The 25886-nt window shown below is 64.0% G+C and carries 17 protein-coding genes; 3 read left to right on the top strand and 14 right to left on the bottom strand.

Annotation, left to right across the window (positions count from 1 at the left end):
- Positions 1 to 21: 21 nt before the first annotated feature.
- Complete coding sequence (locus tag AC1PQG_RS01380; RefSeq protein WP_481120896.1) at positions 22 to 639, bottom strand: FMN-dependent NADH-azoreductase; 618 nt, start codon at positions 637 to 639, stop codon at positions 22 to 24.
- Positions 640 to 712: 73 nt separating this feature from the next.
- On the opposite strand from AC1PQG_RS01380, the gene AC1PQG_RS01375 reads away from it, so the two are divergent.
- Positions 713 to 1183: a winged helix-turn-helix transcriptional regulator gene (locus tag AC1PQG_RS01375; RefSeq protein WP_481120895.1), complete on the top strand. Its 471-nt coding sequence runs from the start codon at positions 713 to 715 to the stop codon at positions 1181 to 1183.
- Positions 1184 to 1726: 543 nt separating this feature from the next.
- On the opposite strand, the gene AC1PQG_RS01370 is transcribed toward AC1PQG_RS01375, so the two are convergent.
- The 10 genes from AC1PQG_RS01370 to glmU form a co-directional block, all read right to left on the bottom strand.
- Entirely contained in the window at positions 1727 to 2044 is a 318-nt protein-coding gene (locus tag AC1PQG_RS01370; RefSeq protein ID WP_481120894.1) for a hypothetical protein, read from the bottom strand.
- An 8-nt stretch (positions 2045 to 2052) separates the two neighbouring features.
- Positions 2053 to 2592 (bottom strand): J domain-containing protein, encoded by a 540-nt coding sequence (locus tag AC1PQG_RS01365; protein ID WP_481120893.1) that lies wholly within the window; start codon positions 2590 to 2592, stop codon positions 2053 to 2055.
- 211 nt (positions 2593 to 2803) lie between these two features.
- Positions 2804 to 4450 carry a putative bifunctional diguanylate cyclase/phosphodiesterase gene (locus AC1PQG_RS01360; protein WP_481120892.1) on the bottom strand — a complete coding sequence of 549 codons (1647 nt, stop codon included), beginning with the start codon at positions 4448 to 4450 and terminating at the stop codon, positions 2804 to 2806.
- 25 nt (positions 4451 to 4475) lie between these two features.
- On the bottom strand, positions 4476 to 5189 hold the full coding sequence (locus AC1PQG_RS01355) for a ferredoxin--NADP reductase (RefSeq protein ID WP_481120891.1): 714 nt from the start codon (positions 5187 to 5189) through the stop codon (positions 4476 to 4478).
- Positions 5190 to 5283: 94 nt separating this feature from the next.
- A complete protein-coding gene (locus AC1PQG_RS01350; RefSeq protein ID WP_481120890.1) occupies positions 5284 to 7491 on the bottom strand; it encodes an OsmC domain/YcaO domain-containing protein in 2208 nt (735 codons plus the stop codon).
- 41 nt (positions 7492 to 7532) lie between these two features.
- Positions 7533 to 9860, bottom strand: coding sequence for an ATP-binding protein (locus AC1PQG_RS01345; RefSeq protein WP_481120889.1), 2328 nt, complete (start codon positions 9858 to 9860; stop codon positions 7533 to 7535).
- Positions 9857 to 10288 carry a hypothetical protein gene (locus AC1PQG_RS01340; protein WP_481120888.1) on the bottom strand — a complete coding sequence of 144 codons (432 nt, stop codon included), beginning with the start codon at positions 10286 to 10288 and terminating at the stop codon, positions 9857 to 9859. Before AC1PQG_RS01340 ends, AC1PQG_RS01345 begins: the two co-directional genes overlap by 4 nt.
- A 6-nt stretch (positions 10289 to 10294) precedes the next feature.
- Complete coding sequence (locus tag AC1PQG_RS01335; RefSeq protein ID WP_481120887.1) at positions 10295 to 11566, bottom strand: hypothetical protein; 1272 nt, start codon at positions 11564 to 11566, stop codon at positions 10295 to 10297.
- Positions 11567 to 12175: 609 nt separating this feature from the next.
- Positions 12176 to 14014 (bottom strand): glutamine--fructose-6-phosphate transaminase (isomerizing), encoded by a 1839-nt coding sequence (gene glmS / locus AC1PQG_RS01330; protein ID WP_481120886.1) that lies wholly within the window; start codon positions 14012 to 14014, stop codon positions 12176 to 12178.
- A gap of 60 nt (positions 14015 to 14074) precedes the next feature.
- Positions 14075 to 15439: a bifunctional UDP-N-acetylglucosamine diphosphorylase/glucosamine-1-phosphate N-acetyltransferase GlmU gene (gene glmU / locus AC1PQG_RS01325; RefSeq protein WP_481120885.1), complete on the bottom strand. Its 1365-nt coding sequence runs from the start codon at positions 15437 to 15439 to the stop codon at positions 14075 to 14077.
- 203 nt (positions 15440 to 15642) lie between these two features.
- Here glmU and AC1PQG_RS01320 point away from each other — a divergent pair, with 203 nt between their 5' ends.
- Together AC1PQG_RS01320 and AC1PQG_RS01315 are read left to right on the top strand one after the other, a co-directional pair.
- A complete protein-coding gene (locus tag AC1PQG_RS01320) occupies positions 15643 to 17052 on the top strand; it encodes a bifunctional enoyl-CoA hydratase/phosphate acetyltransferase (protein ID WP_481120884.1) in 1410 nt (469 codons plus the stop codon).
- Complete coding sequence (locus AC1PQG_RS01315; RefSeq protein ID WP_481120883.1) at positions 17049 to 18248, top strand: acetate/propionate family kinase; 1200 nt, start codon at positions 17049 to 17051, stop codon at positions 18246 to 18248. Before AC1PQG_RS01320 ends, AC1PQG_RS01315 begins: the two co-directional genes overlap by 4 nt.
- Positions 18249 to 18382: 134 nt before the next feature.
- Here AC1PQG_RS01315 and AC1PQG_RS01310 read toward each other — a convergent pair whose 3' ends face one another.
- The 3 genes from AC1PQG_RS01310 to AC1PQG_RS01300 all read right to left on the bottom strand — a co-directional run bounded on the left by AC1PQG_RS01310 (position 18383) and on the right by AC1PQG_RS01300 (position 25885).
- Positions 18383 to 19846, bottom strand: a complete 1464-nt coding sequence (locus tag AC1PQG_RS01310) for a glutamate synthase subunit beta (RefSeq protein WP_481120882.1) — start codon at positions 19844 to 19846, stop codon at positions 18383 to 18385.
- Between the two features lie 2 nt (positions 19847 to 19848).
- Entirely contained in the window at positions 19849 to 24525 is a 4677-nt protein-coding gene (locus AC1PQG_RS01305) for a glutamate synthase-related protein (RefSeq protein ID WP_481120881.1), read from the bottom strand.
- Between the two features lie 235 nt (positions 24526 to 24760).
- A complete protein-coding gene (locus tag AC1PQG_RS01300) occupies positions 24761 to 25885 on the bottom strand; it encodes a deoxyguanosinetriphosphate triphosphohydrolase (RefSeq protein WP_481122952.1) in 1125 nt (374 codons plus the stop codon).
- Position 25886: the final 1 nt, after the last annotated feature.

Raw genomic sequence — 25886 nt, 5'->3', positions numbered from 1 at the left:
AAACGACGGTCTTCTTCGTGGTCATGCCACCTTCGCCAACAAGGTTTGCACAGCCGTCTCGGCATTGGCGAGGGCAGCCTTTGCCGCGTCCGGGCCGTGCACAGTGCCTTCGACGCGCACCCGTTCAACGTCGGTCAGACCAATGAAACCGAGCATGTGCAGGAGGTAGTTGGTCTGGAAATCGAACGGAGCCCAGACGCCTTCCGAGAACACACCGCCGGCGGCGGTGACGAGATAGACCTTCTTGCCGGTCAGCAAGCCCTTCGGCCCGGTGTCGCCGTAGCCGAAAGTGACTGCAGGCCAGGTGACGTGGTCAAACCAAGCCTTGAGTTGCGAGGACGGTCCGAAGTTGATCATTCCCGAGCTAAGCACGACGACGTCAGCGGCCTTCAACTCATCAACCAGTTTTTGGGCGATCCCCACTGCCTCGGCCTGCTCGGGCGTCCGGACATCTGGCGCCGTGACGCGGCCATGGATGTAGGCCGAAGTGATGTGGGGAAGCGGGTTGGCTACGAGATCACGCACCGTCAGCGTACCGCCGGAGCGAGCCTTGATGCCTTCGGCAATCTCGGTTGCGAAGCGTGAAGAAAGGCTGTCGGCCCCGCGGGGGCTTGAGGTGATCAGCAGGATGTGGCTCATGATGACTCCTAGGGATAAAATGAGAACCAAATAACTAATAAATTTTGAATTACCAAACCATACGAAGGATGGTATGGTTCCCATTGCTAATCCACAAGAAGGCACATGTATGTCACCAAGTCACATTGATCTACCTAAAGACATGCCAGAGCCCGATGCCGATGGCTGCCGGGCCACCCGCGAAATCCTGGATCGCATCGGTGACAAGTGGAGCCTTTACATCATCGCCACGCTGGCAAACGGAGCGCGGCGTTTCAATGAGTTGAAGCGGGGCATAGACGGTATTTCGCAACGCATGCTGACGCTGACGCTGCGCGGTCTGGAGCGTGATGGGCTGATTACCCGAACGATGTATCCAACAATTCCGCCGCGAGTCGACTACGAACTCACTGCATTGGGAATGACGCTGCTAGGACCAGTAATGTCGCTGGTCGACTGGGCGAATACCAACAAGCTAGCTATCTCCGAAGCGCATAGGCGCTTCGATGAAGAGTCCGAACCAGAGCGCATCTCCGTACAGGGCGTTATCTATCAACGGCGGTGAGTTCGCTGACCGAACTTTCCGTGGCGTTTCTCCGGGTGGAGTGCTTCTGTCGGAGACATGAGGGCCGGCGGGCGATAGTGGTCTTGCTCCTGTCCAAAATGGCCACGACCATCAGGAATTGCTGTTCCGACAGGGGAGGCTCGTTGCCGTTCACGGAGCTTGGGGCGGGGAAAGGCCCCTTTTCCTGTGGGGACTGCACCTTAAGGGCGAATTAGAAGTAGTGTTGGAGCACTATCGATGGCAAGGGTGAAAAATGCCAAATCCCTAACGCGCCTGCCCAGTTGAAAGCAAAGTACAAATCTTTAGGGTTGCCCTCGACGGTCCGGATAACCTCGAGCAGCAGACATATACTTTGGGAGTCGAACTTCGGCTTTGCGTCGTACCCGACCGTAGCCTCAGGCTGAGAGCGATCTTTGAAGGTCATCGGCGGCGAACGGCCAGTGACCGACAGACTGCGGCCTATCCCTGCTCATCAGCCGACGGACTGCAATGGCCGATTACCTGCCCTTGCCCCCAGCACTAAACCAACCAGCCCTCCCCCACTCACCTCGCCTTGTAATACTCCGCAACCAGCACCCGTGCCTTGAGCCGCATGATGTCCTTCAGCATGCGTATTTTCCGGCCGTGCTCCTGGTGGGCCAGGTCGTAGATCTGCTTCTTGAGCGTTTCATCGCAGCCCTCCGGCAAGCTCAATGACCATTGGGTGAAATAGGTGTCGTAGCTGTCGATCGTCCTGATCAGTTCGAAACGGAGCTTTTCCCGGTGCTTCGCCGGGATGGAGGCCAGGATTTCTTCGATATCGGCGTCGTAGTCATGGTTGTGCTGCTTGTTCGGGACGGGAAATTCGATGATCTGGGTCATGGGGGCATTCACCTGTTGATCGTTTCGAGCAGGGCCGCGCGGGCTTTCGTGATGCGTACGAAGTGTTCGTGGCTGCCGCCGGCGTCCGGGTGGGCCTTCTGGGCGAGCTTTCTGAAGGCGGTATTGACCTGGCGGTGGTCGAGCTTTCCGTCGGCCGGCAGGTTCAGTGCCTCGCGGTGTGCCCGCTCGTCCGCGGGCTGGCGCATGGCCGGGTGGCGGCTGTGCCGGCCGGAGATGCGTGCGAATTCCTCGTTCATGCGCTGCTCGGCGGCGCGGCGCAGGTGGATCGATTCATGGCGCAATTCCGCCTGATCGTCCTGCCAGCGCTGGCGCGACATGACGACGCAGGCCGCAAAGGCGATGCGGCCGTGGGTCTCGAGTTCGTCGAGGCTGAACGGCCCGACCATGTCGAAGGGGTCGTCCAGCCATGCCTGGCGGCCGCTGCCGCCCTGCTCGACGCGGCCGAGTGTGGCGGTGGTGACAAGGCCGAGCCCGCCGTTCCAGATCACCCATTCCTCGTCGCCGGTGGCGGAATGCGCGTCATGCATGGCGCGCCTCACCCGCCTGGCCATCGGGCCATCGACAGGGCCGCAGGCCGCCGCGGGGGTCGCGTACGTCCGGCGTGATGCCGGAAGTCGCCCGGTAAGTGGCTTGAATTGAAGGAAACACGACAAGAATCGCCCGTTTGAACGCTGTTCCCAACGGGGTTGCAAATTGCGCACCAAGCAAGCGCACCCGGCACTGCCGACGCCGGCCGGCCTACGCGGTGGTCTCGATCTGCTGGCGAACCAGCCGGTGGAATTCGGCCGGCGGCAATGGGCGTCCGAACAGGAAGCCCTGCCCGATATCGACGCCCAGGGCGGTCAGGCTGGCGGCCTGGGCCTCGGTCTCGACGCCTTCGGCGATCGTTTCCAGGCCCAGCCCACGGGCCAGCGCGACAATCGCCTGGGCAACGCTGACGGCGGTCCGGTTGTCCGGCAGATCGCGCACGAAGGCGATGTCGATCTTCAGCGCGTCGACGGCGAAGTGGCGCAGGTAGGCCAGCGCGGTGTGGCCGGTGCCGAAGTCGTCCAGCGAGACGCCGACGCCCAGCGCGCGCAGCGCCTGCAGCCGGGCATTGACCGAGGGCACGTCCTGCACGGCGGCCGACTCGGTCAGTTCGATGACCAGCCGGCCCGGCGCCAGTTCAGCCTGTGCCAGCGTGCCGCACAGGCGGGCGACGAAGTTGGGGTGATAGAAGTCCAGCGCCGAGAAATTGACGGCGACGCTGATCGCCGGGTCGGGACACATGGCGATCTCGGCCAGGCTGCGCTGCAGCACCCAGTCGGTGATCTCGCCCACCAGCCCGAGCCTTTCGGCCAGCGGGATGAATTCGGCGGGCGGGACCGGGCCCAGCTGCGGGTCGTCCCAACGGACCAGCGCCTCGGCGCCGACGATCCGCCGGTCGGCCAGACGGCATTTGGGCTGCAGCACCAACGTCAGGCGGTCGTGGCGCACCGCCTCGCGCAGGCGGGATTCGATGCAGAACTCGCGCACCGTCGATTGCTGCTGGCCGTCGGAAAACGCGTTGATGCCGCCGCGGCCGGTGGCACCGGCGCGGTCGCAGGCCCACTGGGCGGTGCGCAGCAGATCGGCATAGCCGCCGCCGGGGCATGACAGGCCGAAGGTGACGGTCAGCAGGAACTGCGTCGTGTCCAGCGTATAGGGCTGGCGCAGGATGGCGGCCAGCGTGTCCACCCGCGCCTCGGCATCGTCGCCCAGCCACAGCGCAAAGCTGTCCTCGCGCACGCGCCCGACGGTTTCGTGGGGCGCCAGCGCGGCCCCGAGGCGAGCGGCGATTTCCTGCACGGTGGCGATGCTCCAGCGCTCGCCATAGGCCACAGAGAAGCGCCGGAACTCTTCGAGCCGGAACACCGCGATGCGCCGCCGGCCCTCCGCCGGAGCGGCGCAGTGTTCGGCCAGGCCCCGCTGGTTGAGCAGCCCGCTCTCGGCGTCGTGCAGCGCGAAATAGCGCATGCAGTCCTCGCTGCGCTGCCGTTCGCTCATGTCGCGGACGAAGCCGGTGAAGTAGCGCCGCCCGTCCCGCTCGAAGGCGGAAATGCCAACCTCGACCGGAAAATGCGAGCCGTCCTTGCGCAGGCCGTCGAGCCGCTGGCCGCTGCCGAGCACATGCTTGACGCCCCGGTCCGGGCGGAAGGCGCGCAGGAAGCCGTCGTGCTGCTCCTTGAGCGGCGACGGCACGATCAGCGCGATGTTGGCCCCCAGGAACTCCTCGCGCAGCCAGCCGAACATCCGCGTGGCGGCCGGGTTCACATCGACGATCAGGCCATGGGCATCGATGGTGAACGCCGCATCGAGGCTGGTGCCGAGAATGCCGGCAATGGCTTCGGGGCCGTAGTCGAACATGCCGCTCTCCCGAATCTGCAGCCCGTCAGTAGCCGTAGAAGCCTTCGCTGCGGATATCGTCCTCATCGGCGCCGTGGCGGCACAGGTCGGCCTGCATGGCTTCGACGAAGGCCGGCGGCCCGGCCAGGTAGTAGATCGGCGCCGTGGCGGCGAGGCCGACCAGCAGCGCGCCGTCCACCCGGCCACTGCGCCCCGTCCAGCCCGGCGGCACGGCGTCGGCCTGGGTCAGCGTCGGGATCACGCGCAGGCCGGGGGTGTCATGCGCCAGAGCCAGCAGCTCGTCCAGAAAAGCGGCATCCTCGGCATGCCGGTTCGAATAGACCAGCACCAGTTGCCGCGCCACGCGCTGCTGCGCCGCCTGGCGCAGGATGCTGACGAAGGGCGTGATCCCGATCCCGCCGGCCACCATCACCGCGTCGCGGGCGGCGTCCTTGTGCAGGGTCAGGCTGCCGAACGGACCGTCGATGTCCACCGCGGCGCCCGGCGCCAGCGCGCGCAGGTCCTCCTTGTAGGCGCTGCCCCGCAGGCGGGTGGCGATGCTCAGGCGGGCTTCGTGGGGGGCGCTGACCAGCGAGAAGGCATGGCGGGCGGCCTGCCCGTCCTCCTCCACGGTCGGCAAGGCGAGGTCGATCGCCTGCCCGGCGCGGAATACGAAGTCCGCGGGCTTTTCGAAATGGAAGGCCATCGTCCGCTCCGCGACCAATTCAGAGCCGATCAGCCGTGTGGTGTAGGTGCTCATCTCCGTGTCCTCCTTCTACGGAAGGCGCCCGGCGCCCGCCGTCCGGTTTTGACAGCGGGCCGAGCGGCGGGGTTCGACCGCCAGGAGGGGAGTGTCAGGAGCAGGACAAAGCCACCACCCTGGCCCGCGCCGTGTGCAGCTTTTTGTAGCTGTCGATCAGGCGCTGGTGGCGGTCGAGCCCTTCCAGTTTCATGCTCGTCGGCGTCAGGCCGAAGAAGCGCACGCTGCCATCCACCGAGCCCATCGCCGCGTCCATGCGCGGGTTGCCGAACATGCGGCGGAAATTGGCCTCGTAATCGTCCAGTTCCAGTTCGTCGTCCAGCACCACTTCCAGCACCACGTTCAGGGCCTGGTAGAACAAGCCGCGCTCGACCGTGTTCTCGTTGTATTGCAGGAAGGCTTCCACCAGTTCCTTCGCCGCTTCGAATTGCTGCAGGGCGAGATTGATCAGCAGTTTCAATTCCAGAATGGTCAGCTGGCCCCATTCCGTATTCTCGTCGAACTCGACGCCGATCAAGGTGATGATGTCGGTGTAATCGTCGAGCTGGCTGTCTTCCAGCCGGTCGAGCAGCGCCTGCAGGCGGACATTGTCGAGGCGATGCAGGTTCAGGATGTCTTCGCGGAACAGCAGTGCCTTGTTGGTGTTGTCCCAGACCAGGTCTTCCACCGGATAGACTTCCGAATAATCCGGCACCAGGATGCGGCAGGCCGTGGCGCCGAGTTGGTCATATACGGCCATATACACTTCCTTGCCCATCTCTTCGAGAATGCCGAACAAGGTCGCGGCCTCCATGGCATTGGAGTTTTCGCCATGGCCGGAGAAGTCCCATTCGACGAATTCGTAATCGGCCCTGGCGCTGAAGAAGCGCCACGACACCACGCCGCTGGAATCGATGAAGTGTTCGACGAAGTTGTTCGGCTCGGTGACGGCGTTGCTTTCGAAAGTCGGCCGCGGCAGATCGTTGAGGCCTTCAAAACTGCGGCCCTGCAGCAATTCGGTCAGGCTGCGTTCCAGCGCCACCTCCAGGCTGGGATGCGCGCCGAAGGACGCAAATACGCCGCCGGTACGCGGGTTCATCAGCGTGACGCACATCACCGGGAATTCGCCGCCCAGCGACGCATCCTTCACCAGCACCGGAAAACCCTGATCTTCCAGACCCTTGATGCCGGCCACGATGCCCGGGTATTTCGCCAGCACGTCCTGCGGCACATCCGGCAGTGCAATTTCGCCTTCGAGGATTTCACGCTTGACCGCCCGCTCGAAGATTTCCGACAGGCATTGCACCTGCGCCTCGACCAGCGTATTGCCGGCGCTCATGCCATTGCTGAGGAACAGGTTGTCGATCAGATTGGTCGGGAAATAGACGACCTCACCGTCCGACTGGCGCACATAAGGCAGCGTGCAGATGCCGCGCTGCACATTGCCGGAGTTGGTGTCGTAGAGGTGCGACGCGCGCAGCTCGCCATCCGGGTTGTAAATCTCGAGGCAGTAATCGTCGAGCAGGCCCTTGGGTAACGCGTCCTTCTTGCCCGGATTGAACCAGCGCTCGTCCGGGTAATGCACGAAGGCCGCATTGGCGATGTCTTCGCCCCAGAACTGGTCGTTGTAGAAATGATTGCAATTGAGGCGCTCGATATATTCGCCCAGCGCCGACGCCAGCGCGCTTTCTTTGGTTGCGCCCTTGCCGTTGGTAAAGCACATCGGCGAATGCGCGTCGCGGATATGCAGCGACCACACATTGGGCACCAGATTGCGCCACGAGGCGATTTCGATCTTGATGCCCAGGCCGGCCAAAAAGCCGGACATATTGGCGATGGTCTGCTCCAGCGGCAAATCCTTGCCCAAGATATAGGTGCTGGTTTCCGCGTCCGCTTTCAGCGTCAGCAGGGCCTGCGCGTCGGCATCCAGGTTTTCCACTTCCTCGATGACGAACTCCGGCCCGGTCTGGACGACCTTCTTGACGGTACACCGGTCGATGGAACGCAGGATGCCCAGCCGGTCCTTGGCGGAGATATCCGCCGGCAATTCGACCTGGATCTTGAAGATCTGCTGGTAGCGGTTTTCCGGATCGACGATGTTGTTCTGCGACAGGCGGATGTTCTCGGTGGGGATGTTGCGGGTCTCGCAGTACAGCTTCACGAAATAAGCCGCACACAGGGCCGAGGACGCCAGAAAGTAATCGAACGGCCCCGGTGCCGAGCCATCGCCCTTATAGCGGATGGGCTGGTCGGCGATTACCGTGAAGTCATCGAACTTGGCCTCGAGACGAAGCTTGTCGAGAAAATTGACCTTGATTTCCATGGGGGAATTCCGAAATGGCGTTCAAAACGAATTGGCCGCCATTATCGCGGTTTTCCCGGTGGGACACCCGTGTGGTCGAGATTGGCCTGAATCTCCAGCCGTAAGGCATCAAATGCATAGGCCAGCTGCCCGGCCAGTTGCCGGCACTCGGGGCTAGCCTCTCTGGCGGCGTGCTCCAAACGCATCGCCAGTTCCTGGCAGGAGGTGGCGGACAGATTGCCGCTGACTCCGTTCAGGCGGTGGGCAATAAACTGGAGTTCGGCAAAGTTCGCCTCGGCACCCAAGCGGCGTAGCGCAGCCGGCATCTCGCCAAAATCGTCCACCGCCCGGCGCAACAGCTTGTCAATCAGGGCCGGCCGGCCGGCGAAGCGCTGTCGCAGGGCGGCCCAGTCGAGCACGCCGGCGCCGGCAGCGCCCGACAGGCGGGCCTGCGCCACTACCGGCTCCGGCCTACCGGCCAGGCTGCCCTGCGGCGGGGCCGTGCGCGGGTCGATCAGACGGAAATCGACCACCTGCCGGACCGCCGCCACCAGGCGGTCCGGCTCGATCGGCTTGGCCACATGGGCCACCATGCCCGCCGCCAGACAGCGCTCCTGCTCCCGCTGCACCACGTGGGCGGTCAGGCCGATCACCGGCAGGCCGGGGGCCAGCGCACGGATCATGCGGGTCGCCTCGTAGCCATCCATCTCCGGCATCTGGATGTCCATCAGCACCACGTCGTAGGCGGCGGGCTGCTGCTTGACGCAATCGACGGCCTGGCGGCCGTTCTCGGCAAAGCGGCAGTACGCGCCTTCATGCAGCAGCAGATCCTCCAGCACCACGCGATTGAGCTCGACGTCCTCGGCAGCCAGCACCCGCAGGCCCGCCAGCCGCTTCGCTGCGGGCAGGGCCTGATCCGGGCAGTCGGAGCGGGATGGAGGTGCCGTGGCCTCGACCAGGGGCAGACGCAGGCTGAAGCGGCTGCCCTGCCCGACCGTGCTCTGCACCTCGATTCCGCCCCCCATCAGGTGCGCCAGGCGCATCGAAATCGCCAACCCCAGCCCGGTTCCGCCAAAGTTGCGGGTGGTCTGGTTGTTGGCCTGCTCAAAAGGCAGAAAGATGCGCTCGAGCACCTCTGCGCTCATGCCGATGCCTTCATCCGCGACCTCGAACAGCAAGTCGCCCTCCTCGACCCGCACCGCCAGTGACACATGCCCCCTGGCGGTGAACTTGACCGCATTGGAAAGCAGGTTCACCAGGATCTGCCGTATCCGCAGTGCATCGCCCTGAATCCAGGCGGGCAGGTTCTGTGCGGTATCGAGGGCGAGATGGAGCCCCTTTTCCTGGCAACGGGGGCGCACGAGTTCGCTCGTCTCGGCGATCAAGGCGGACAGGCAGATCGGCGCCGCGTCGATGTCGAGCTTGCCGGCCTCGATGCGCGAAAAATCCAGGATATCGTTGAGTACGCCCAGCAGGTGCTCCCCCGCCGTCAGGATGCGCTTGAAATGATCCCGTCCGTGCGCCTCCTGGCTGTCCCGCGCCCCGATGCGGGCCAGCCCGAGCACGGCGTTCATCGGCGTCCGGATCTCATGACTCATGTTGGCCAGGAAGACGCCTTTGGCTTCCGAAGCCGCCTCCGCCAGCTGGCGCGCCCGCTCCGACTCATCCATGGCGTCGGCCAGCCGATCCGACAAGGCATTGATGGCCCCCACCAACTGGCCCAGTTCGGTGCCCGCATGCCCCCGCGGCACCGACAGGTGCTTGCGGTCCCCAGGCGTCTTGCGCTTCAGATCCGAGGAAATCCGGAGCATCGGGCGAATGAAGAAATGCCCGAAAGCCGCCACGATGACCAGCAGCACGAATAACAATTGCAGCGCCAGTTGCTGCAGCGCCAAGCGAATATCGGAGTCACGCAGTGCGGCAACGACCTGCCCGTCCGCCAGCAAGGTGATTTCACCGATCGTCTTGTCCTTGCTGAAGGGCGATCCGATACGCCGGGTAATGGGTTTGACATGACTGGCCGCTGGGCGGCGACTGCCCTCCCGCTCGAGTTGCGCCAGGACCTCGGCATCGCTGCGGATGGCCACGCCGAGCACTTCCGGATTGCTCATCAAGCCCAGGGCAACCTCCTTGGCCAATTCACGGTCCTGCACGTAGCACACCACTTTCAGCGCGCTTTCCACTGTCCCCAGCAGACTTTCGAGGCGGGCCTCGATGGTGCGGGTCGCCCGCTCCCCGGTCACATGCGCGGTATAGGTCATCGAGACAATGGCGGCGACGAGGAAGGCGACGACCGTCACTCCCGCTGCATGCACGGCAATACCGTGGTTCCTGAAGCCCGACATCACGGCTTGCGGCGCATCCTGTTCCACGATGTCGGGGGCGCTCATGGATTCCCCAGGGGCAAGACGATCCGCACCCGCTCATCGACCTGACTGCGTTCGACATAGCCAATCGCACCCTCGACCGTCGCCACGGCCTTGATCAGCTCCTGTACGGAGGCGCTCACTTCGGGTGGCTTCGTCTTGCCCGAGAAATAGAGTCGCGCCCAATAGGCGCTTATTTCCGCCGGATTCTTGTCCACCAGCTTGCGGTAGAACGCCGTGCGCAGCTCATCGCCAGCGGGAAGGTCATAAGGCCTGGCGAGGACGCCCGACGGCAGTTTTCGGTAGCGGCCGAGGAAGATGTTGATGACTTCGTCCTGCTTCAGAGCCTTGATGCCACTGCCGGCCCCCACCACGACGACCACCTCCGCCAACACGGACGTGGATGCCAGCAGGGCCAGCAGCGCGAATAGGAGCGTACGCAGCTTCGCCATGGCGGATCAATAGGCAAAATCCAGCGCGGCACTGAATACATTCATGCGCCCATCCCATTGGACATTGGGACCGCGGAACAGGAATGTCGAATTGGTGCTGCCACGAATGGCATCCGCCTGGAACTTCAAGGCCCAGTTTGGCCGGAAGTCCCAGCGTATCCCCAGTGTCGCCGTATGCTGATCCAGATGGGTTGCCGCGACGATCTGCTTCCCAAACGCATTCAACGCGGGGCCAAACGGACCCGCCGGGACTGTCGTGACATTGCCCGGGGAACTCCTCACCCAGGAATAGCCCATGTAGGGCGTGAGCACACCGATCCGATATGCCCCGAGCACGAAGCCGGCCCGGCTATCCTCATAGGACTCGGATTGATGCTTGATTCGTCCGATCATCCCCTGGAGCTGCAAGGCACCCTTGTCGTACACCACACCGATGGAATCGAAGCGGGAGCGGGTATTGACGGTGCTGAGTTCGGGAAGCTGGCCCGTGATATCGACAGGCGCAATCGACCTGAACGGCGCCAGCGCCGGGATCGAGCCAATCCAGAGATTGGCCAGATAATTCAATGGCAGTTCGGAAGCCGAGAATTTCACCTCCATGTGAGTGGCCCTGAATTGCCATGGCCCCTTCAGGTAATCCAGATAGCCACCGAACAGCCGCGACCCCCTGATGTCCCAAGTCACCGGGTCGTAGAATCCCGTTCTTTCCGGGGACCGCCCTCCATATAGCTTTCCACGCAGCACCCCATCCCCAACGGCAGAGCTCACCATGACATCGGCGCCATCGAAATAGGCGAAGACCAGGGAGCCATAGAAATCCGCCGGGGGGCGAATGGCGATGTTCGAGTAACCGACCAGCCGTGAATCGGCCAGCATATAGATTTCCGGCGCCAGCCGGCCGACGCGGACCTGCAGGTCGGGAGAGAATTCGTGACGCAGAAAGGCCCAGGACACTTCCGGCGTGTGGGTCCCCTCGGGGCGGTAGCGGCTGATCACCTGCAAAACGCCTTCGGTCTGCGGCCCGAGGTGCGCATTCATCTGCAGGCCCAGCACGGAATCATTGCGGGTGGTCCAGTGCTTCGTTATCCCCCGTGGCTGGGACAGATCGCGCACGAACTCGGCATCATTGCTGTCCGAGCGCGCCACTCCCAGGGTACCAAAGCCCTTGAACTCCACGGCGGAAGCCACAGACTGGAATGCGGAGTCCTCGGCATGGGCAGGGAGAGACGGCAAAACACCTGCCATCACGGCAAAGAGCCTGGCTAGCGCGCGACGCATGATGAACGACCAAGCACCATAAGAGGACACCAGATGAAGCAGGGGAACAGGCGCTCATAGTGAAAACCGTCGCCCCTGAGCAAGTCCATCTTAGCCAGACAAGGCTTGCCCGGACAATGCAAGCCGATTCATTTCGTGTAATCACCCAAAATTTAACAGTTTGAACGGCGACGCCTGCTCCGCGCCCACATCCGCTCTCGCCCCCGCCAGGAAAAAATGAAAAAATCATTCCGGACAATGTACTAGCGCTGCCGAAAATAAAAATATGGAACTCATCGCGGGCCTGCAAGGCCATTGCCTGACAATTCGGTGATGGCGCAACAGATTGTCTGCTCCTTATGAAAAAAGGGATCCGTCAAATGACAGATCCCTTTTTTCATAAGGACAACTTCTCTTTTCACATCACGGAAACTACGGGAAACATGAAAGAGCTTTGACGGTGCGACAAAACGATCCGGCGGAATGACTGAATCACTTCCCCATATGGAGAATATGATTCAGCCATTCCGCCGATACCCTCCTGCATGTGAAAGACCGCCCATCATATGAAGGCAAACGTCTTTCACGGAGCAAAAGTTTCTTGCCGTGTGAAGAAGGAGGCGCCCCTTATTATTCCACCGTCACCGACTTGGCCAGATTGCGCGGCTTGTCCACGTCGGTGCCCTTCACCAGCGCGGCGTGGTAGCTGAGCAGTTGCAGCGGCACGACATGGAGGATGGGGGACAACAGACCGTAGTGTTCGGGCAGGTGCAGGATGTGCACGCCTTCCGATTCGGCGATCTCGCAGCCGACGTCGGCAAACACGTAGAGCTCGCCGCCGCGGGCACGGACTTCCTGCAGGTTGGACTTGAGCTTTTCGAGCAGGCTGTCGTTGGGGGCTACGGCGATGACCGGCATCTCCTTGTCCACCAGGGCCAGCGGGCCGTGCTTGAGTTCGCCGGCCGGGTAGGCCTCGGCGTGGATGTAGGAGATTTCCTTGAGCTTGAGGGCACCTTCCAGGGCGATCGGGTAGTGCATGCCGCGGCCGAGGAACAGCGCGTGGTTCTTGCCGGCGAAGCGCTGGGCCCAGCGCTCGATCTCGGGCTCCAGTTCGACGACCTTGGCGACGGCCACCGGCAGGTGGCGCAGCAGGGCCAGGTGGCTGGCTTCGTCGGCGTCGGAGAGGCGATCGTTCACCTTGGCGAGGGCCAGCGTGAGCAGGGCCAGAGCAGCCAACTGGGTGGTGAAGGCCTTGGTGGAGGCAACGCCGATCTCCGGGCCGGCACGGGTGATGAAACGCAGTGCGGCTTCGCGCACGATGGCGGACTCGGGCACGTTGCAGATCGCCAGGGTCTTGGTCATGCCCAGGCCCTTGGCAAACTTGAGGGCGGCCAGGGTGTCAGCGGTCTCGCCGGACTGGGAGATGACGACCACCAGGGTTTCAGGGTCGGGCACCGATTCGCGGTAGCGGTATTCGCTGGCGATCTCGACTGAGCACGGCAACTTGGCGATAGCCTCAAGCCAGTAGCGGGCCACCAGGCCGGCGTGATAGCTGGTGCCGCAGGCGAGGATCAACACCCGGCGGGTGGCCGCGAAGACGTCCACCGCGTCGCTGCCGAACAGCTGCGGCGACACGCTGCCGCCGCCGGCGATGATCTCCAGCGTGTTGGCGAGGGCCTGGGGCTGCTCGAAGATTTCCTTCTGCATGTAGTGGCGGTATTTGCCGAGCTCGACCGCATCGGCGGACAGGCTGGAGAGATGTACCGGGCGGTCCACCGGGGTGCCGTCCTGGCGCGTGACGCGGTAGCCGTCAAGACGCAGCTCGGCGACGTCGCCGTCCTCGAGGTACACCACCTTGCGGGTGACCTGCAGCAGCGCAGCGGTGTCGGAAGCGGCGTAGTGGCCGTCCTCGCCGATGCCCAGCAGCAGCGGCGAGCCCTTGCGGGCGACGATGGCGCGGCCCTGGTCGATCTCGCTGATCACGCCGATGGCGTAGGCGCCAACCAGCTCGGCCAGCGTGGCGCGCACCGCGTCAAACAGGTCGGGAATGGTCTTCAGCTTGTCGTGCAGCAGGTGGGCGATGGCTTCGGTGTCGGTCTCGGATGTGAAGGCGTAGCCCTTGGCGCGCAGGCCGTCGCGCAGCTCTTCGAAGTTCTCGATGATCCCGTTATGCACCACGGCGAGGCCGCCGGAGATGTGCGGGTGGGCATTGCGCTCGCAGGGCACGCCATGGGTGGCCCAGCGGGTGTGGGCGATGCCGATTTCTGCAGTCAGGCCGGTGGCGTCGGCCTGAGCCGCCAGTTCGGCGACACGGCCGACCGCGCGCAGGCGCTGCAGCGTGGGCGTGCCGTTCTGCTTGAGGACGGCCAGGCCGGCGGAGTCGTAGCCGCGGTATTCGAGCTTGCGCAGGCCTTCGAGCAGGACGGGAACAATGTTGCGACGGGCGATGGCGGTGACGATGCCACACATGATCGGAAACCTTTCAGAGTTGCCCGGCCTGCACGGCCGGACCGGAAATGAGGGATGGCATCAGGCCTTCTTGATCTTGACCGGGCGCTTCCAGCCGGGGATCGACAGTTGCCTGGCCCGCGACACGGTGAGCTGCTCGGCCGGCGCATCCTTCGATAGCGTGGTACCGGCGCCGAGGGTGGCACCGCGCCCGACCCGGACCGGCGCAACCAGCTGGGTATCGGAACCGATGAAGACGTCGTCCTCGATGATGGTGCGGAACTTGTTGGCGCCATCGTAATTGCAGGTGATGGTACCGGCGCCGACGTTGACCCGCTGGCCGATGTCGGCGTCGCCGACATAGGCCAGGTGGTTGGCCTTGGAGTGGTCGGCGATCACGCTGTTCTTGACCTCGACGAAGTTGCCCAGGTGCACGTCCTTGCCGAGCACGGTGCCGGGGCGGGTGCGCGCGTAGGGGCCGATGATGCAGGCCTCGCCCATTTCGGTATCCTCGATCTGGGAGAAGGCGGCGATCCGGGTGCCGGCGCCGATCTTCGCGTTCCGGACGATACAGTTGGCGCCGATGCGCACGCCATCACCAAGCTCGACACGACCTTCGAAGATACAGTTGATGTCGATCTCCACGTCGCGGCCGCAGATCAACTCCCCCCGCACGTCGAGGCGGGTCGGGTCGATGACGGTGACGCCGTCATCGGTGAGACGGCGGGCGATGCCGCGCTGGTAGATCCGCTCGAGCTCGGCGAGCTGGGTCTTGTTATTGACGCCGAGGGTTTCCTCGAAGGCGTCGGGCTGAGTGGAGACGACCTCCAGACCATCGGCGACAGCCATCGCGATGATGTCGGTGAGGTAGTACTCGCCCTGAGCGTTGTCATTCGTGAGAGCCGCCAGCCAGTGGCGCAGGCGCGCGACGGGAGCAACGAGGATGCCGGTGTTCACTTCGCGGACAGCGCGCTCGTCGGGCGTGGCGTCCTTCTCTTCCACGATGCGGGTGACCTGCCCGGCTGCGTTGCGCAGGATGCGGCCGTAGCCGGTGGGATCGTCCATCGTGACCGTGAGCAGGGCCAGGCGCTCGGCACCGGCGGCCTGCATCAGGCGCTGCAGCGTCGGCACGCCGATCAGCGGCACGTCGCCGTAGAGAATCAGCGCAACGTCGCCGTCCTCGACCAGCGGCATGGCCTGCTGCACCGCGTGGCCAGTGCCCTGGGGCGGATCCTGCCGGGCCCAGGCCAGATCGGGTGCGTCGAGCGCCTCACGCACCACCTCGCCACCGTGGCCGTATACCACGACGATGCGCCGCGCCTCCAGCGCCCGCGCGGTATCCAGCACATGGGCCAGCATCGGTTTGGCGGCCAGCGGCTGCAGTACCTTGGGCAACACCGAACGCATGCGCTTGCCTTGTCCGGCGGCGAGAACGATCACTTCCATGGATATCCCTGAATGCAGTTTGAATGGGGTTTAGGCGGATTCTAGCATGCTCGATTTTGCCGCTTCGAGGCGCAGTTCTCGCGTGCCGGACTGGATCGAGACATCATGCTGACGCAACGCAACATTCCTTTGATCTAATACTAAAGTTCCTTGATCGCCATTCGATAGAATCACAGTGCTGCAACGCAAAACAGGATATCGCCATGATCGACGCTCGTGATTTCATCCAGAACCGGACGTTTGACGAAATTGCCGTGGGCGACTCCGCCCAGTTGGTACGCACGTTGCGCCCGGAAGACATCCATCTCTTCGCCGTGATGTCGGGAGACGTGAATCCGACCCATGTGGACCCGGAGTTCGCCCGCTCCAGCCAGTTCCGCGAGGTGGTCGGGCATTCCATGTGGGGCAGCGTGCTGATCTCATCCATCCTCGGCACCGAATTCCCCGGCCCCGGCACCGTGTACGTCGGCCAGACCCTCAAGTTCTGGCGACCGATCACCATCGGCGACACGCTGACCGTCACCATCACCTGCACCCAGCGCTTCGAACACAACCACCACCTGCTGCTCGACTGCCAGTGCATGAACCAGGACGGGCTGAAGGTCATCGACGGCACCGCCGAGGTGATGGCGCCCACCGAAAAAATCAAGCGCCTGCGTGTCGCGATGCCGGAAATCACCATTTCCGACCGCCAGCAGCGCTACCTGCATGCACTGGCGCTGACCAAGGGCCTGGAGCCGATCCCCATCGCCGTGGCCCACCCCTGCGACACCGAATCCCTGCGCGGCCCGCTGCAGGCGCGGGACGCCGGCCTGGTGATCCCGGTGCTGGTCGGCCCGGAAGGCAAGATCCGCGAAGTGGCCGAGCAGGAGGGCCTCGACCTGCGCGGCGTGCGTATCGTCGATGCGCCGCACAGCCACGCCTCCGCCGAGATCGCCGTGCGCCTCGCGCGCTGCGGCGAGGTCGAGGCACTGATGAAGGGCTCGCTGCACACCGACGAACTGATGAGCGAAGTCGTCGCCAAGGATACTGGCCTACGTACGTCGCGGCGCATTTCCCACGTCTTCATGGCCGACGTGCCGACCTACCCGCGCCCGCTGCTGATCACCGACGCGGCGATCAACATCGAGCCGACCCTCGACGACAAGGTGCACATCATCCAGAACGCCATCGAACTGGCGATCATGATGGGCGTGCCGGAACCCAAGGTGGCGATCCTGTCCGCCGTCGAAACGGTCAACGTCAAGATCCGCTCCACCCTCGACGCTGCCGCCCTGTGCAAGATGGCCGACCGCGGCCAGATCAAGGGTGGCCTGCTCGACGGCCCGCTGGCCTTCGACAACGCGGTGTCGCTGGTAGCCGCCAAAACAAAGGGCATCCGCTCTGCGGTGGCCGGCCAGGCCGACATCCTGGTGGTGCCCGATCTGGAGTCCGGCAACATGGTCGCCAAGCAGCTCGAATACCTCGCCGACGCGCTGATGGCCGGCGTGGTGCTGGGTGCCCGCGTGCCCATCGTCCTGACCAGCCGTGCCGATACCGCCGAAACCCGTACCGCCTCCTGCGCCATCGCCCAGCTGATGGCCCATAAACGCCGCCAGGGAGTCCGCCTGTGAAAGCCATCCTCATCCTCAACGCCGGCTCGTCGAGCCTGAAGTTTGCCCTCTTCCCGATGATCCCCGAGCTGGCCGACCGGCCACGCCTGTCCGGCCAGGTGGAAGGCATCGGCGCCGAGCCGTTGATGCACGCGGTGGACAGCAGCACCGGCGAACGTTTCGCCGAAGGCCTGACTGTGCCGGAGGGCACCGACCAGAACGGCCAGCACCGCCTGGCGCTGGAATTCCTCTTCGAGTGGATCAACCGCCACACCCCCGGCGTGGACATCATTGCCGCGGGTCACCGCATCGTGCATGGCGGCGACCACTACGGCGCGCCGGTCGTGCTGACACCTGAAGTGGTCGGCGAGCTGGAAACCCTGATCCCGCTGGCACCACTGCACCAACCGCACAACCTGCGGGCCATCAAGTCGCTGTTTACGCTGATGCCCGACGTGCGCCAGGTCGGCTGCTTCGACACCGCCTTCCACCGTACCCGCTTGCCGGTGGCGTCGCGCTTCCCGCTGCCCCGGGCGCTCTACAACGAGGGAGTCAAGCGCTACGGTTTCCACGGCCTGTCCTATGAGTTCGTGTCCCGCCAGTTGCCCGATCTGCTCGGCGAGGAAAAGGCCGGCGGCCCGATCATCGTCGCCCACCTGGGCAACGGCGCCAGCATGTGCGCGCTACGCGACGGCGTCAGCCGCGACACCAGCATGGGCTTCACCGCAGTGGACGGCCTGATGATGGGCACCCGCACCGGCGCCCTCGATCCCGGCGTGATCCTGCACCTGATCGAACAGAAGGGCATGGACGCCAAGTCCCTCAGCAACCTGTTCTACAAGCAGTCAGGCCTGCTCGGCGTGTCCGGCATCAGCCAGGACATGCGGACCCTGCTCGACTCCGACGAAGCATCGGCGAAGGACGCCATCGAGTTGTTCTGCTACCGCGCCGCCTGCATGATCGGCCACCTGTCGATGGCCGCCGGCGGGCTGGATGCGCTGGTGTTCACCGGCGGCATCGGCGAACACGCGGCGCCGGTGCGCACACGTATCGCCGAATGGCTGGAATGGACCGGCCTGCGCCTCTACCCCGCCGCCAACCAGCGCCACGCCACGCGCATCCACGCCAAGGACAGCAAGGTGGAAGTGCTGGTGGTGCCGACCAACGAGGAATGGATGATCGGCCACCATACGGTGAATCTGCTAGGGCTGCACTGAAGCAGCGATATTGGGACGGGGAGCCCCTCTGCCGGGCTCTCCCTTAGGGGAGAATCCTCTCCTGTACAGCAAGCACTCCCCAGAAACGCAAAAAGCCCGGGTCACCCCGGGCTTTTTGCTTGATGCCTTGCAGATCAGCGCGGCAGGACGCTGCTGCCCATCAGGAAGGTGTCGACCTCGCGGGCGGCCTGACGGCCTTCGCGGATCGCCCACACGACCAGGGACTGGCCACGGCGCACGTCGCCGGCGGCGAAGACCTTCGGCACGTTGGTGGCGTAGCAGCCGTCACCGTCGGTGGTGGCCTTGGCGTTGCCACGGCCATCCTTGTCGACGCCGAAGGCTTCGAGCAGGGACGCCACCGGGTTGGTGAAGCCCATCGCGAACAGCACCAGGTCGGCCGGCAGCTCGCGCTCGGAACCCGGCACTTCGCTCGGCTTGCCGTTCTTCCATTCGAGTTCGACGGTCTTGAGGGCCTTGACCTTGCCGTTCTCGCCGATGAACTCCTTGGTGGACACGGCGAACTCGCGGGAGCAGCCTTCCTCGTGGGAGGAAGAGGTGCGCAGCTTGATCGGCCAATACGGCCAGGTCAGCGGACGGTTCTCTTCCTTCGGCGGCTCGGGCATCACTTCGAACTGGGTCACGGACGCAGCGCCGTGACGGTTGGAGGTGCCGACGCAGTCGGAACCGGTGTCGCCACCGCCGATCACAATGACGTTCTTGCCGGTCGCGGAGATCGGGTTCTTGTCGTCGCCAGCCACTTCCTTGTTCTGCGGAATCAGGAATTCCAGCGCGAAGTGGACGCCAGCCAGCTCGCGGCCCGGGACCGGCAGGTCACGCGGCACTTCGGAACCGGCGGCGAGGATCACCGCATCGAACTCGGACTTGAGCTGCTCGGCGGAGACCACTTCGACGGCGTCATCGTTGATGCCGGTGACGCCCGGCTTCACGCCGACGCAGACCTTGGTGCGGAAGGTGACGCCTTCGGCTTCCAACTGCTCGACACGACGGTCGATGGTGGACTTGTCCAGTTTGAAGTCGGGGATGCCGTAGCGCAGCAGGCCACCGATGCGGGAGCTCTTCTCGAAGACGGTCACGTCGTGGCCGACGCGGGCCAGCTGCTGGGCCGCAGCCAGACCGGCGGGGCCGGAACCGACGACGGCAACCTTCTTGCCGGTCTTGGCAGTGGCGGGCTGGGCAGTGACCCAGCCGTTTTCCCAGGCCTTGTCGATGATCGCGTGCTCGATCGACTTGATGCCCACCGCTTCCGTGTTGATGTTCAGCGTGCAGGCGGCCTCGCAGGGTGCGGGACAGATCCGGCCGGTGAAATCCGGGAAGTTGTTGGTGGAGTGCAGGACTTCGATCGCTTCCTTCCAATTGCCGCGATAAACCAGGTCATTCCAGTCGGGAATGATGTTGTTCACCGGGCAGCCGTTGTTGCAGAACGGAATACCGCAATCCATGCAGCGTGCGCCCTGCTTGGCCGCATCCTCGTCGTTCAGGTGATCGACGAATTCCTTGTAGTGCTTGAGACGCTGCTCAACCGGGGCATAGGCCTCGGAAAGACGCTGGTACTCGAGAAATCCAGTTGGCTTGCCCATTGTTACGCGGCCTCCAGTTCTTTCTGTTGTTGCGCGGCCATCTCGGCCAACGCGCGACGGTATTCGTGCGGCATCACCTTGACGAACTTGCAGCGGTAGGCTGCCCAGTCGGCCAGGATGGCCTTGGCGCGCTCGCTGCCGGTGTAGGTGGCGTGACGTTCGATCAGCATCTTGAGCAGGGCTTCATCGGCCATGCCGAGGTGACGCACGTCGACGCGGCCGTGGCCTTCGAGGTCGTCACCGGCCTCGGAGCCCTGACGGGCGGCGAATTCTTCCTCGACCGGCTCCAGGGCCACCTGGGCCATGTTGCAGCGGCCTTCGAAAGTGCCGTCCTCGTCGAACACGTAGGCGACGCCGCCGGACATGCCCGCAGCGAAGTTGCGGCCGGTCATGCCGAGCACCACGACGGTACCACCGGTCATGTATTCGCAGCCGTGGTCGCCCACACCTTCGACGACCGTGGTCGCACCGGAGTTACGCACCGCGAAACGCTCACCGCCGACGCCGGCGAAGTAGGCTTCGCCTTCGGTCGCACCGTACAGCACCGTGTTGCCGATGATGATGTTGCTCGGCGTGTCGCACTTGAAGCCGGGCGCCGGGCGCACAATGATGCGGCCACCGGACAGGCCCTTGCCGACGTAGTCGTTGCCTTCACCCACCAGTTCGAGGGTCAGGCCGCGGGACAGGAAGGCCGCAAAGCTCTGGCCGGCGGTGCCGTTGAGGCGGATATGCACGGTGTCGTCCGGCAGGCCGGCGTGACCGTACTTGGCCGCGAAGCGGCCGGACAGCATGGCGCCGACGGTACGGTTGATGTTGCGCACCGGGACTTCGAAGGAGACCTTTTCGCCGTTCTCGAGGGCCGGCTTGGCCAGCTCGATGAGCTTGTTGTCGAGGGCCTTGACCAGGTTGTGGTCCTGGACTTCGGTGTGCAGACGCGGCACTTCGGCGGGCACGTTCGGCAGGTGGAAGATGCGGCTGTAATCCAGACCGCGGGCCTTCCAGTGCTCGATACCGGCGCGCATGTCGAGCAGGTCGGCACGGCCGATCAGGTCGTCGAACTTGCGGATACCCATCTGGGCCATCAGCTCGCGCACTTCCTCGGCAACGAAGAAGAAGTAGTTGACCACGTGCTCCGGCTGGCCGGAGAAGCGCTTGCGCAGCGTCGGATCCTGCGTGGCCACGCCCACCGGACAGGTGTTCAGGTGGCACTTGCGCATCATGATGCAGCCTTCGACGACCAGCGGCGCGGTGGCGAAGCCGAATTCGTCGGCGCCCAGCAGCGCGCCGATGACGACGTCGCGACCGGTCTTGATCTGGCCATCCACCTGCACGCGGATACGGCTGCGCAGACGGTTGAGGACCAGGGTCTGCTGGGTTTCAGCCAGGCCCAGTTCCCACGGGGAGCCGGCGTACTTGATGGAGGACAGCGGCGACGCACCGGTACCACCGTCGTGACCGGCGATCACCACGTGGTCGGCCTTGGCCTTGGCCACGCCGGCCGCCACGGTACCGACGCCCACTTCGGACACCAGTTTGACGGAGATGTCGGCCGCCGGGTTGGTGTTCTTCAGATCGTGGATCAGCTGGGCCAGATCTTCGATCGAGTAGATGTCATGGTGCGGCGGGGGCGAGATCAGACCGACGCCCGGTACCGAGTGACGCAGGAAGCCGATGTACTCGGACACCTTGTGGCCGGGCAGCTGGCCGCCTTCACCGGGCTTGGCGCCCTGGGCCATCTTGATCTGGATCTGGTCGGCATTGACCAGGTACTCGGTGGTCACGCCGAAACGGCCGGAAGCCACCTGCTTGATCGAGGAACGCAGGCTGTCGCCAACCTTCAGCTCGATGTCGCGCTCGATGCGGCTCGCACCGATCAGCTCGGACAGCTTGGTGGGCTTGGAGATCGGGATGAAGCGCTTCGGATCCTCGCCGCCTTCGCCGGTGTTCGACTTGCCGCCGATGCGGTTCATGGCGATCGCCAGCGTCGTGTGGGCTTCGGTGGAGATGGAGCCGAGGGACATGGCGCCAGTGGCAAAGCGCTTGACGATTTCCTTGGCGGATTCGACCTCTTCCAGCGGCACCGGGGCACCGACGGGCTTGAGTTCGAACAGGCCGCGCAGCGTCATGTGGCGCTTGCCCTGATCATTGATGATCTTGGCGTATTCCTTGTAGGTGTCGAACTGGCCGCTGCGGGTGGAGTGCTGCAGCTTGGCGATCGCGTCCGGCGTCCACATGTGCTCGTCGCCACGGATGCGGAAGGCGTATTCGCCGCCGGCATCGAGGGCGTTGGCCAGCACCGGGTCGGCACTGAAGGCAGCCTGGTGCAGGCGGATGGCTTCTTCCATCACCTCGAACACGCCGATGCCTTCGACCTGGGAAGCAGTACCGGTAAAGTACTTCTCGACCAGCGTCTTCTGCAGGCCAATGGCTTCGAAGATCTGGGCGCCGGTATAGGACATGAAGGTCGAGATGCCCATCTTGGACATGACCTTCATGAGGCCCTTGCCGACGGCCTTGATGAAGTGCTTGATGTACTTCTCGGCGGTCTCGACATCACCGTGGGCCATCTCGGTGAGGGTCTCGAGGGCCAGGTAGGGGTGCACAGCCTCGGCGCCATAGCCGGCCAGCACGGCGAAGTGGTGGGTCTCACGGGCGGAGCCGGTTTCGACCACCAGGCCGGTGCGAGTACGCAGGCCCTTGGTAACCAGGTGCTGGTGAATGGCGGACGTGGCCAGCAGGGCCGGGATCGCCACCTGCTCGGCGCTGACCTTGCGGTCGGACACGATCAGGATGTTGGAGCCTTCCAGCACCGCGTTCTCTGCTTCGGCACACAGGGAGGCCAGACGTGCTTCGACGCCTTCCTTACCCCAGGCCAGCGGATAGCAGATGTCCAGTTCGGCGGAGCGGAACTTGTTCTCGGTGTAACGGGCGATCTCGCGCAGCTTCGCCATGTCGGCGAAGGTCAGCACCGGCTGGGTGACTTCCAGGCGGTACGGGGGGTTGATCTCGTTGATGCCGAGCAGGTTCGGGCGCGGGCCGACGAAGCTCACCAGGGACATGACCAGTTGTTCGCGGATCGGGTCGATCGGCGGATTGGTCACCTGGGCGAAGAGCTGACGGAAGTAGCTGAAGATCGGCTTGGCCTTGGCGGACAGCACAGCCAGCGGGCTGTCGTTGCCCATCGAGCCGGTACCCTCTTCACCTGTCTTGGCCATCGGCTCGAGGATGAACTTGACGTCTTCCTGGGTGAAGCCGAAAGCCTGCTGGCGGTCCAGCAGGGACGCGGCGCACTCGGGCGCGGCAACGCTCTCGGGCACGGCACAGGTGTCGAGCTTGATGTTGATGCGGGACAGCCATTCCTGGTAGGGCTTGGCGGCGGCAAGGGATTCCTTGATTTCCTTGTCGTCGATGATGCGGCCCTGTTCCATGTCGATCAGGAACATCTTGCCCGGCTGCAGACGCCACTTCTTGACGATCTTCTCGTCAGGAATCGGCAGCACGCCGGATTCGGAAGCCATCACGACGTAATCGTCGTCGGTGACCAGGTAACGAGCAGGACGCAGACCGTTACGGTCGAGCGTCGCGCCGATCTGGCGACCGTCGGTGAAGGCCACCGCGGCAGGACCGTCCCACGGCTCCATCATCGCAGCGTGGTATTCGTAGAAGGCACGGCGCTTCTGGTCCATCAGCGTGTGGGATTCCCAGGCTTCGGGAATCATCATCATCATCGCGTGGGCCAGGGAATAGCCGCTCATCACCAGCAGTTCGAGCGCGTTGTCGAAGGCGGCGGAGTCGGACTGACCCGGGTAGATCAACGGCCACAGCTTCTGCAGATCTTCGCCGAGCAGCGGGGACTGGGTGCCCTTCTCGCGGGCCCGCATCCAGTTGTAATTGCCGCGCACCGTGTTGATTTCGCCGTTGTGGGCGATGTAACGGAACGGGTGGGCCAGGTGCCAGGTCGGGAAGGTGTTGGTCGAGAAGCGCTGGTGGACCAGGGCCAGCGCGGAGACGCAGCGCGCATCCTGCAGGTCGGAGTAGTACTGGCCGACCTGGTCGGCGAGCAGCAGGCCCTTGTAGTTGATCGTACGCGCCGACATGGACGGCGTGTAGAACTCCTTGGAGTGCTTCAGCTTGAGGGCGGCGATGGCGTTGGCGGCACGGCGACGGATCACGTACAGCTTGCGCTCGAGGGCGTCAGTGACCATCACGTCGGGACCGCGGCCGATGAAGACCTGGCGGATCACCGGTTCCTTGGCCTTGACGGTCGGGGACATCGGCATGTTCGGATCGGTCGGCACGTCGCGCCAGCCGAGCACGACCTGGCCTTCGGCGCGGGTGGCGCGCTCGATTTCGTCCTCACAGGCGAGACGGGAGGCGTGCTCCTTCGGCAGGAAGACCATGCCGACACCGTAGTCGCCTGCCTGCGGCAGGGTGATGCCCTGCTTGGCCATTTCTTCGCGGAACAGCGTATCCGGAATCTGGATCAGGATACCGGCGCCGTCACCCTGCAACGGGTCGGCACCCACGGCACCCCGGTGGTCCAGATTCTTCAGAATTTCGAGACCCTGATTTACGATCTCATGCGTCTTGTTGCCCTTGATATGTGCAATGAAGCCGACACCACAGGCGTCATGTTCGTTGGCGGGGTCGTAAAGACCCTGCTCCAGGGGAAGATCCATCTTGTTTTTCCTCGACACAACACACACCGGCGCCGCGTAGCGCACCGCGCCGGACCTTCAAACTGCGGGAAATCGCCCCGTCCGAACCGTGAAAAAGCCGGCGACACGCGGCCAGCCGGCTACGTTCGATCCCGACGAGGAGACCGTTCAAACACATTGGGCGAGGGTCGAATATACCGCTCCAAGAGCCCTGTTTTCAAGGATTTTTTTGCGCCGCCGCAAGCCGTTGCGGGGCTCAGTGGATCTCACCGACCGCAAAGAGGCGCCGGTGTTCACGCATCGCATACCGATCCGTCATTCCAGCGACATAATCGGCGATCGCCCGTGGCTTGTCGTTACGGGCCATCTGCTGGTATTGCGGCGGCAAGAGGCGGGGGTCGTTCATGAACGCCCCGAAGAGATCCTGAATGATGCGACGGGCCTTGTCGGTCATGCGCAGCACCTGGAAGTGGTGATACAGATCTTCGCGGAGGAAGGTTTTGAGGACGCGCAACTCGGGCAACAGGGAGTCGCTGTAGGCCACCAGACGCGGCGCGGCATGCACATCGCCGAGAGATACGATGCCGGCCGCGGCGATATTGGCGCGGGTCTGATCGATGAGGTCCACCGCCATCATATTGATCATGCGGCGGATGGTTTCATGGATCAGCCGCCGTCCGGTCAGCCCCGGGTAGGCAGCTTCGACAGCCTCCCGGTTGCGCCGGAAAATCGGCACCGCGCCGAGCTGTTCGAGGGTGATCAACCCGGAGCGCAGGCCGTCGTCCACGTCGTGGTTGTTGTAGGCGATCTCGTCGGCCAGATTGGCCAGTTGCGCCTCCAGCGAAGGCTGGCGCCCGTCGATGAAACGTTGCCCGATGTCGCCGAGCAGTGCAGCATTTTTGAGCGAGCAGTGCTTGAGGATCCCTTCGCGGGTCTCATGCATCAGGTTGAGGCCATTGAACTCGGCATAGCTTTCTTCGAGCACATCCACCGTCCGCAGGGACTGAAGATTGTGTTCGAAGCCGCCGAAGTCCTTCATGCAGGCATGCAGCGCATCCTGCCCGGCGTGACCGAAGGGCGTGTGGCCGAGGTCATGCGCCAGAGCCACCGCCTCGGCCAGGTCTTCGTTGAGGTGCAGCGCCCGCGCGATGGAGCGGGTGATCTGCGCCACTTCGATGCTGTGGGTCAGCCGGGTGCGGAACAGGTCGCCTTCGTGATTGACGAAGACCTGGGTCTTGTACTCCAGGCGCCGGAAGGCCGTGCAGTGCACGATGCGGTCGCGGTCACGCTGGAACTCGCCGCGCGCCACCGGCGGCGGCTCGGCCACCCGGCGACCACGGGAATTGGCCTCAACAACAGCATAGGGCGCCAGTTCGGCCATC

Source organism: Zoogloea sp. GDB6 (genome assembly GCF_056724105.1).
The sequence above is the reverse complement of the archived record's forward strand: the minus strand, read 5'-3'. Positions and strand labels throughout refer to the sequence as shown.

What these genes read in the sequence shown, in the direction of transcription:
- AC1PQG_RS01380 (WP_481120896.1), bottom strand. Translation starts at nt 639, where the DNA reads ATGAGCCACATCCTGCTGATCACCTCAAGCCCCCGCGGGGCCGACAGC.
- AC1PQG_RS01375 (WP_481120895.1), top strand. Translation starts at nt 713, where the DNA reads ATGGTTCCCATTGCTAATCCACAAGAAGGCACATGTATGTCACCAAGT.
- AC1PQG_RS01370 (WP_481120894.1), bottom strand. Translation starts at nt 2,044, where the DNA reads ATGACCCAGATCATCGAATTTCCCGTCCCGAACAAGCAGCACAACCAT.
- AC1PQG_RS01365 (WP_481120893.1), bottom strand. Translation starts at nt 2,592, where the DNA reads ATGCATGACGCGCATTCCGCCACCGGCGACGAGGAATGGGTGATCTGG.
- AC1PQG_RS01360 (WP_481120892.1), bottom strand. Translation starts at nt 4,450, where the DNA reads ATGTTCGACTACGGCCCCGAAGCCATTGCCGGCATTCTCGGCACCAGC.
- AC1PQG_RS01355 (WP_481120891.1), bottom strand. Translation starts at nt 5,189, where the DNA reads ATGAGCACCTACACCACACGGCTGATCGGCTCTGAATTGGTCGCGGAG.
- AC1PQG_RS01350 (WP_481120890.1), bottom strand. Translation starts at nt 7,491, where the DNA reads ATGGAAATCAAGGTCAATTTTCTCGACAAGCTTCGTCTCGAGGCCAAG.
- AC1PQG_RS01345 (WP_481120889.1), bottom strand. Translation starts at nt 9,860, where the DNA reads ATGAGCGCCCCCGACATCGTGGAACAGGATGCGCCGCAAGCCGTGATG.
- AC1PQG_RS01340 (WP_481120888.1), bottom strand. Translation starts at nt 10,288, where the DNA reads ATGGCGAAGCTGCGTACGCTCCTATTCGCGCTGCTGGCCCTGCTGGCA.
- AC1PQG_RS01335 (WP_481120887.1), bottom strand. Translation starts at nt 11,566, where the DNA reads ATGCGTCGCGCGCTAGCCAGGCTCTTTGCCGTGATGGCAGGTGTTTTG.
- glmS (WP_481120886.1), bottom strand. Translation starts at nt 14,014, where the DNA reads ATGTGTGGCATCGTCACCGCCATCGCCCGTCGCAACATTGTTCCCGTC.
- glmU (WP_481120885.1), bottom strand. Translation starts at nt 15,439, where the DNA reads ATGGAAGTGATCGTTCTCGCCGCCGGACAAGGCAAGCGCATGCGTTCG.
- AC1PQG_RS01320 (WP_481120884.1), top strand. Translation starts at nt 15,643, where the DNA reads ATGATCGACGCTCGTGATTTCATCCAGAACCGGACGTTTGACGAAATT.
- AC1PQG_RS01310 (WP_481120882.1), bottom strand. Translation starts at nt 19,846, where the DNA reads ATGGGCAAGCCAACTGGATTTCTCGAGTACCAGCGTCTTTCCGAGGCC.
- AC1PQG_RS01305 (WP_481120881.1), bottom strand. Translation starts at nt 24,525, where the DNA reads ATGGATCTTCCCCTGGAGCAGGGTCTTTACGACCCCGCCAACGAACAT.
- AC1PQG_RS01300 (WP_481122952.1), bottom strand. Translation starts at nt 25,885, where the DNA reads ATGGCCGAACTGGCGCCCTATGCTGTTGTTGAGGCCAATTCCCGTGGT.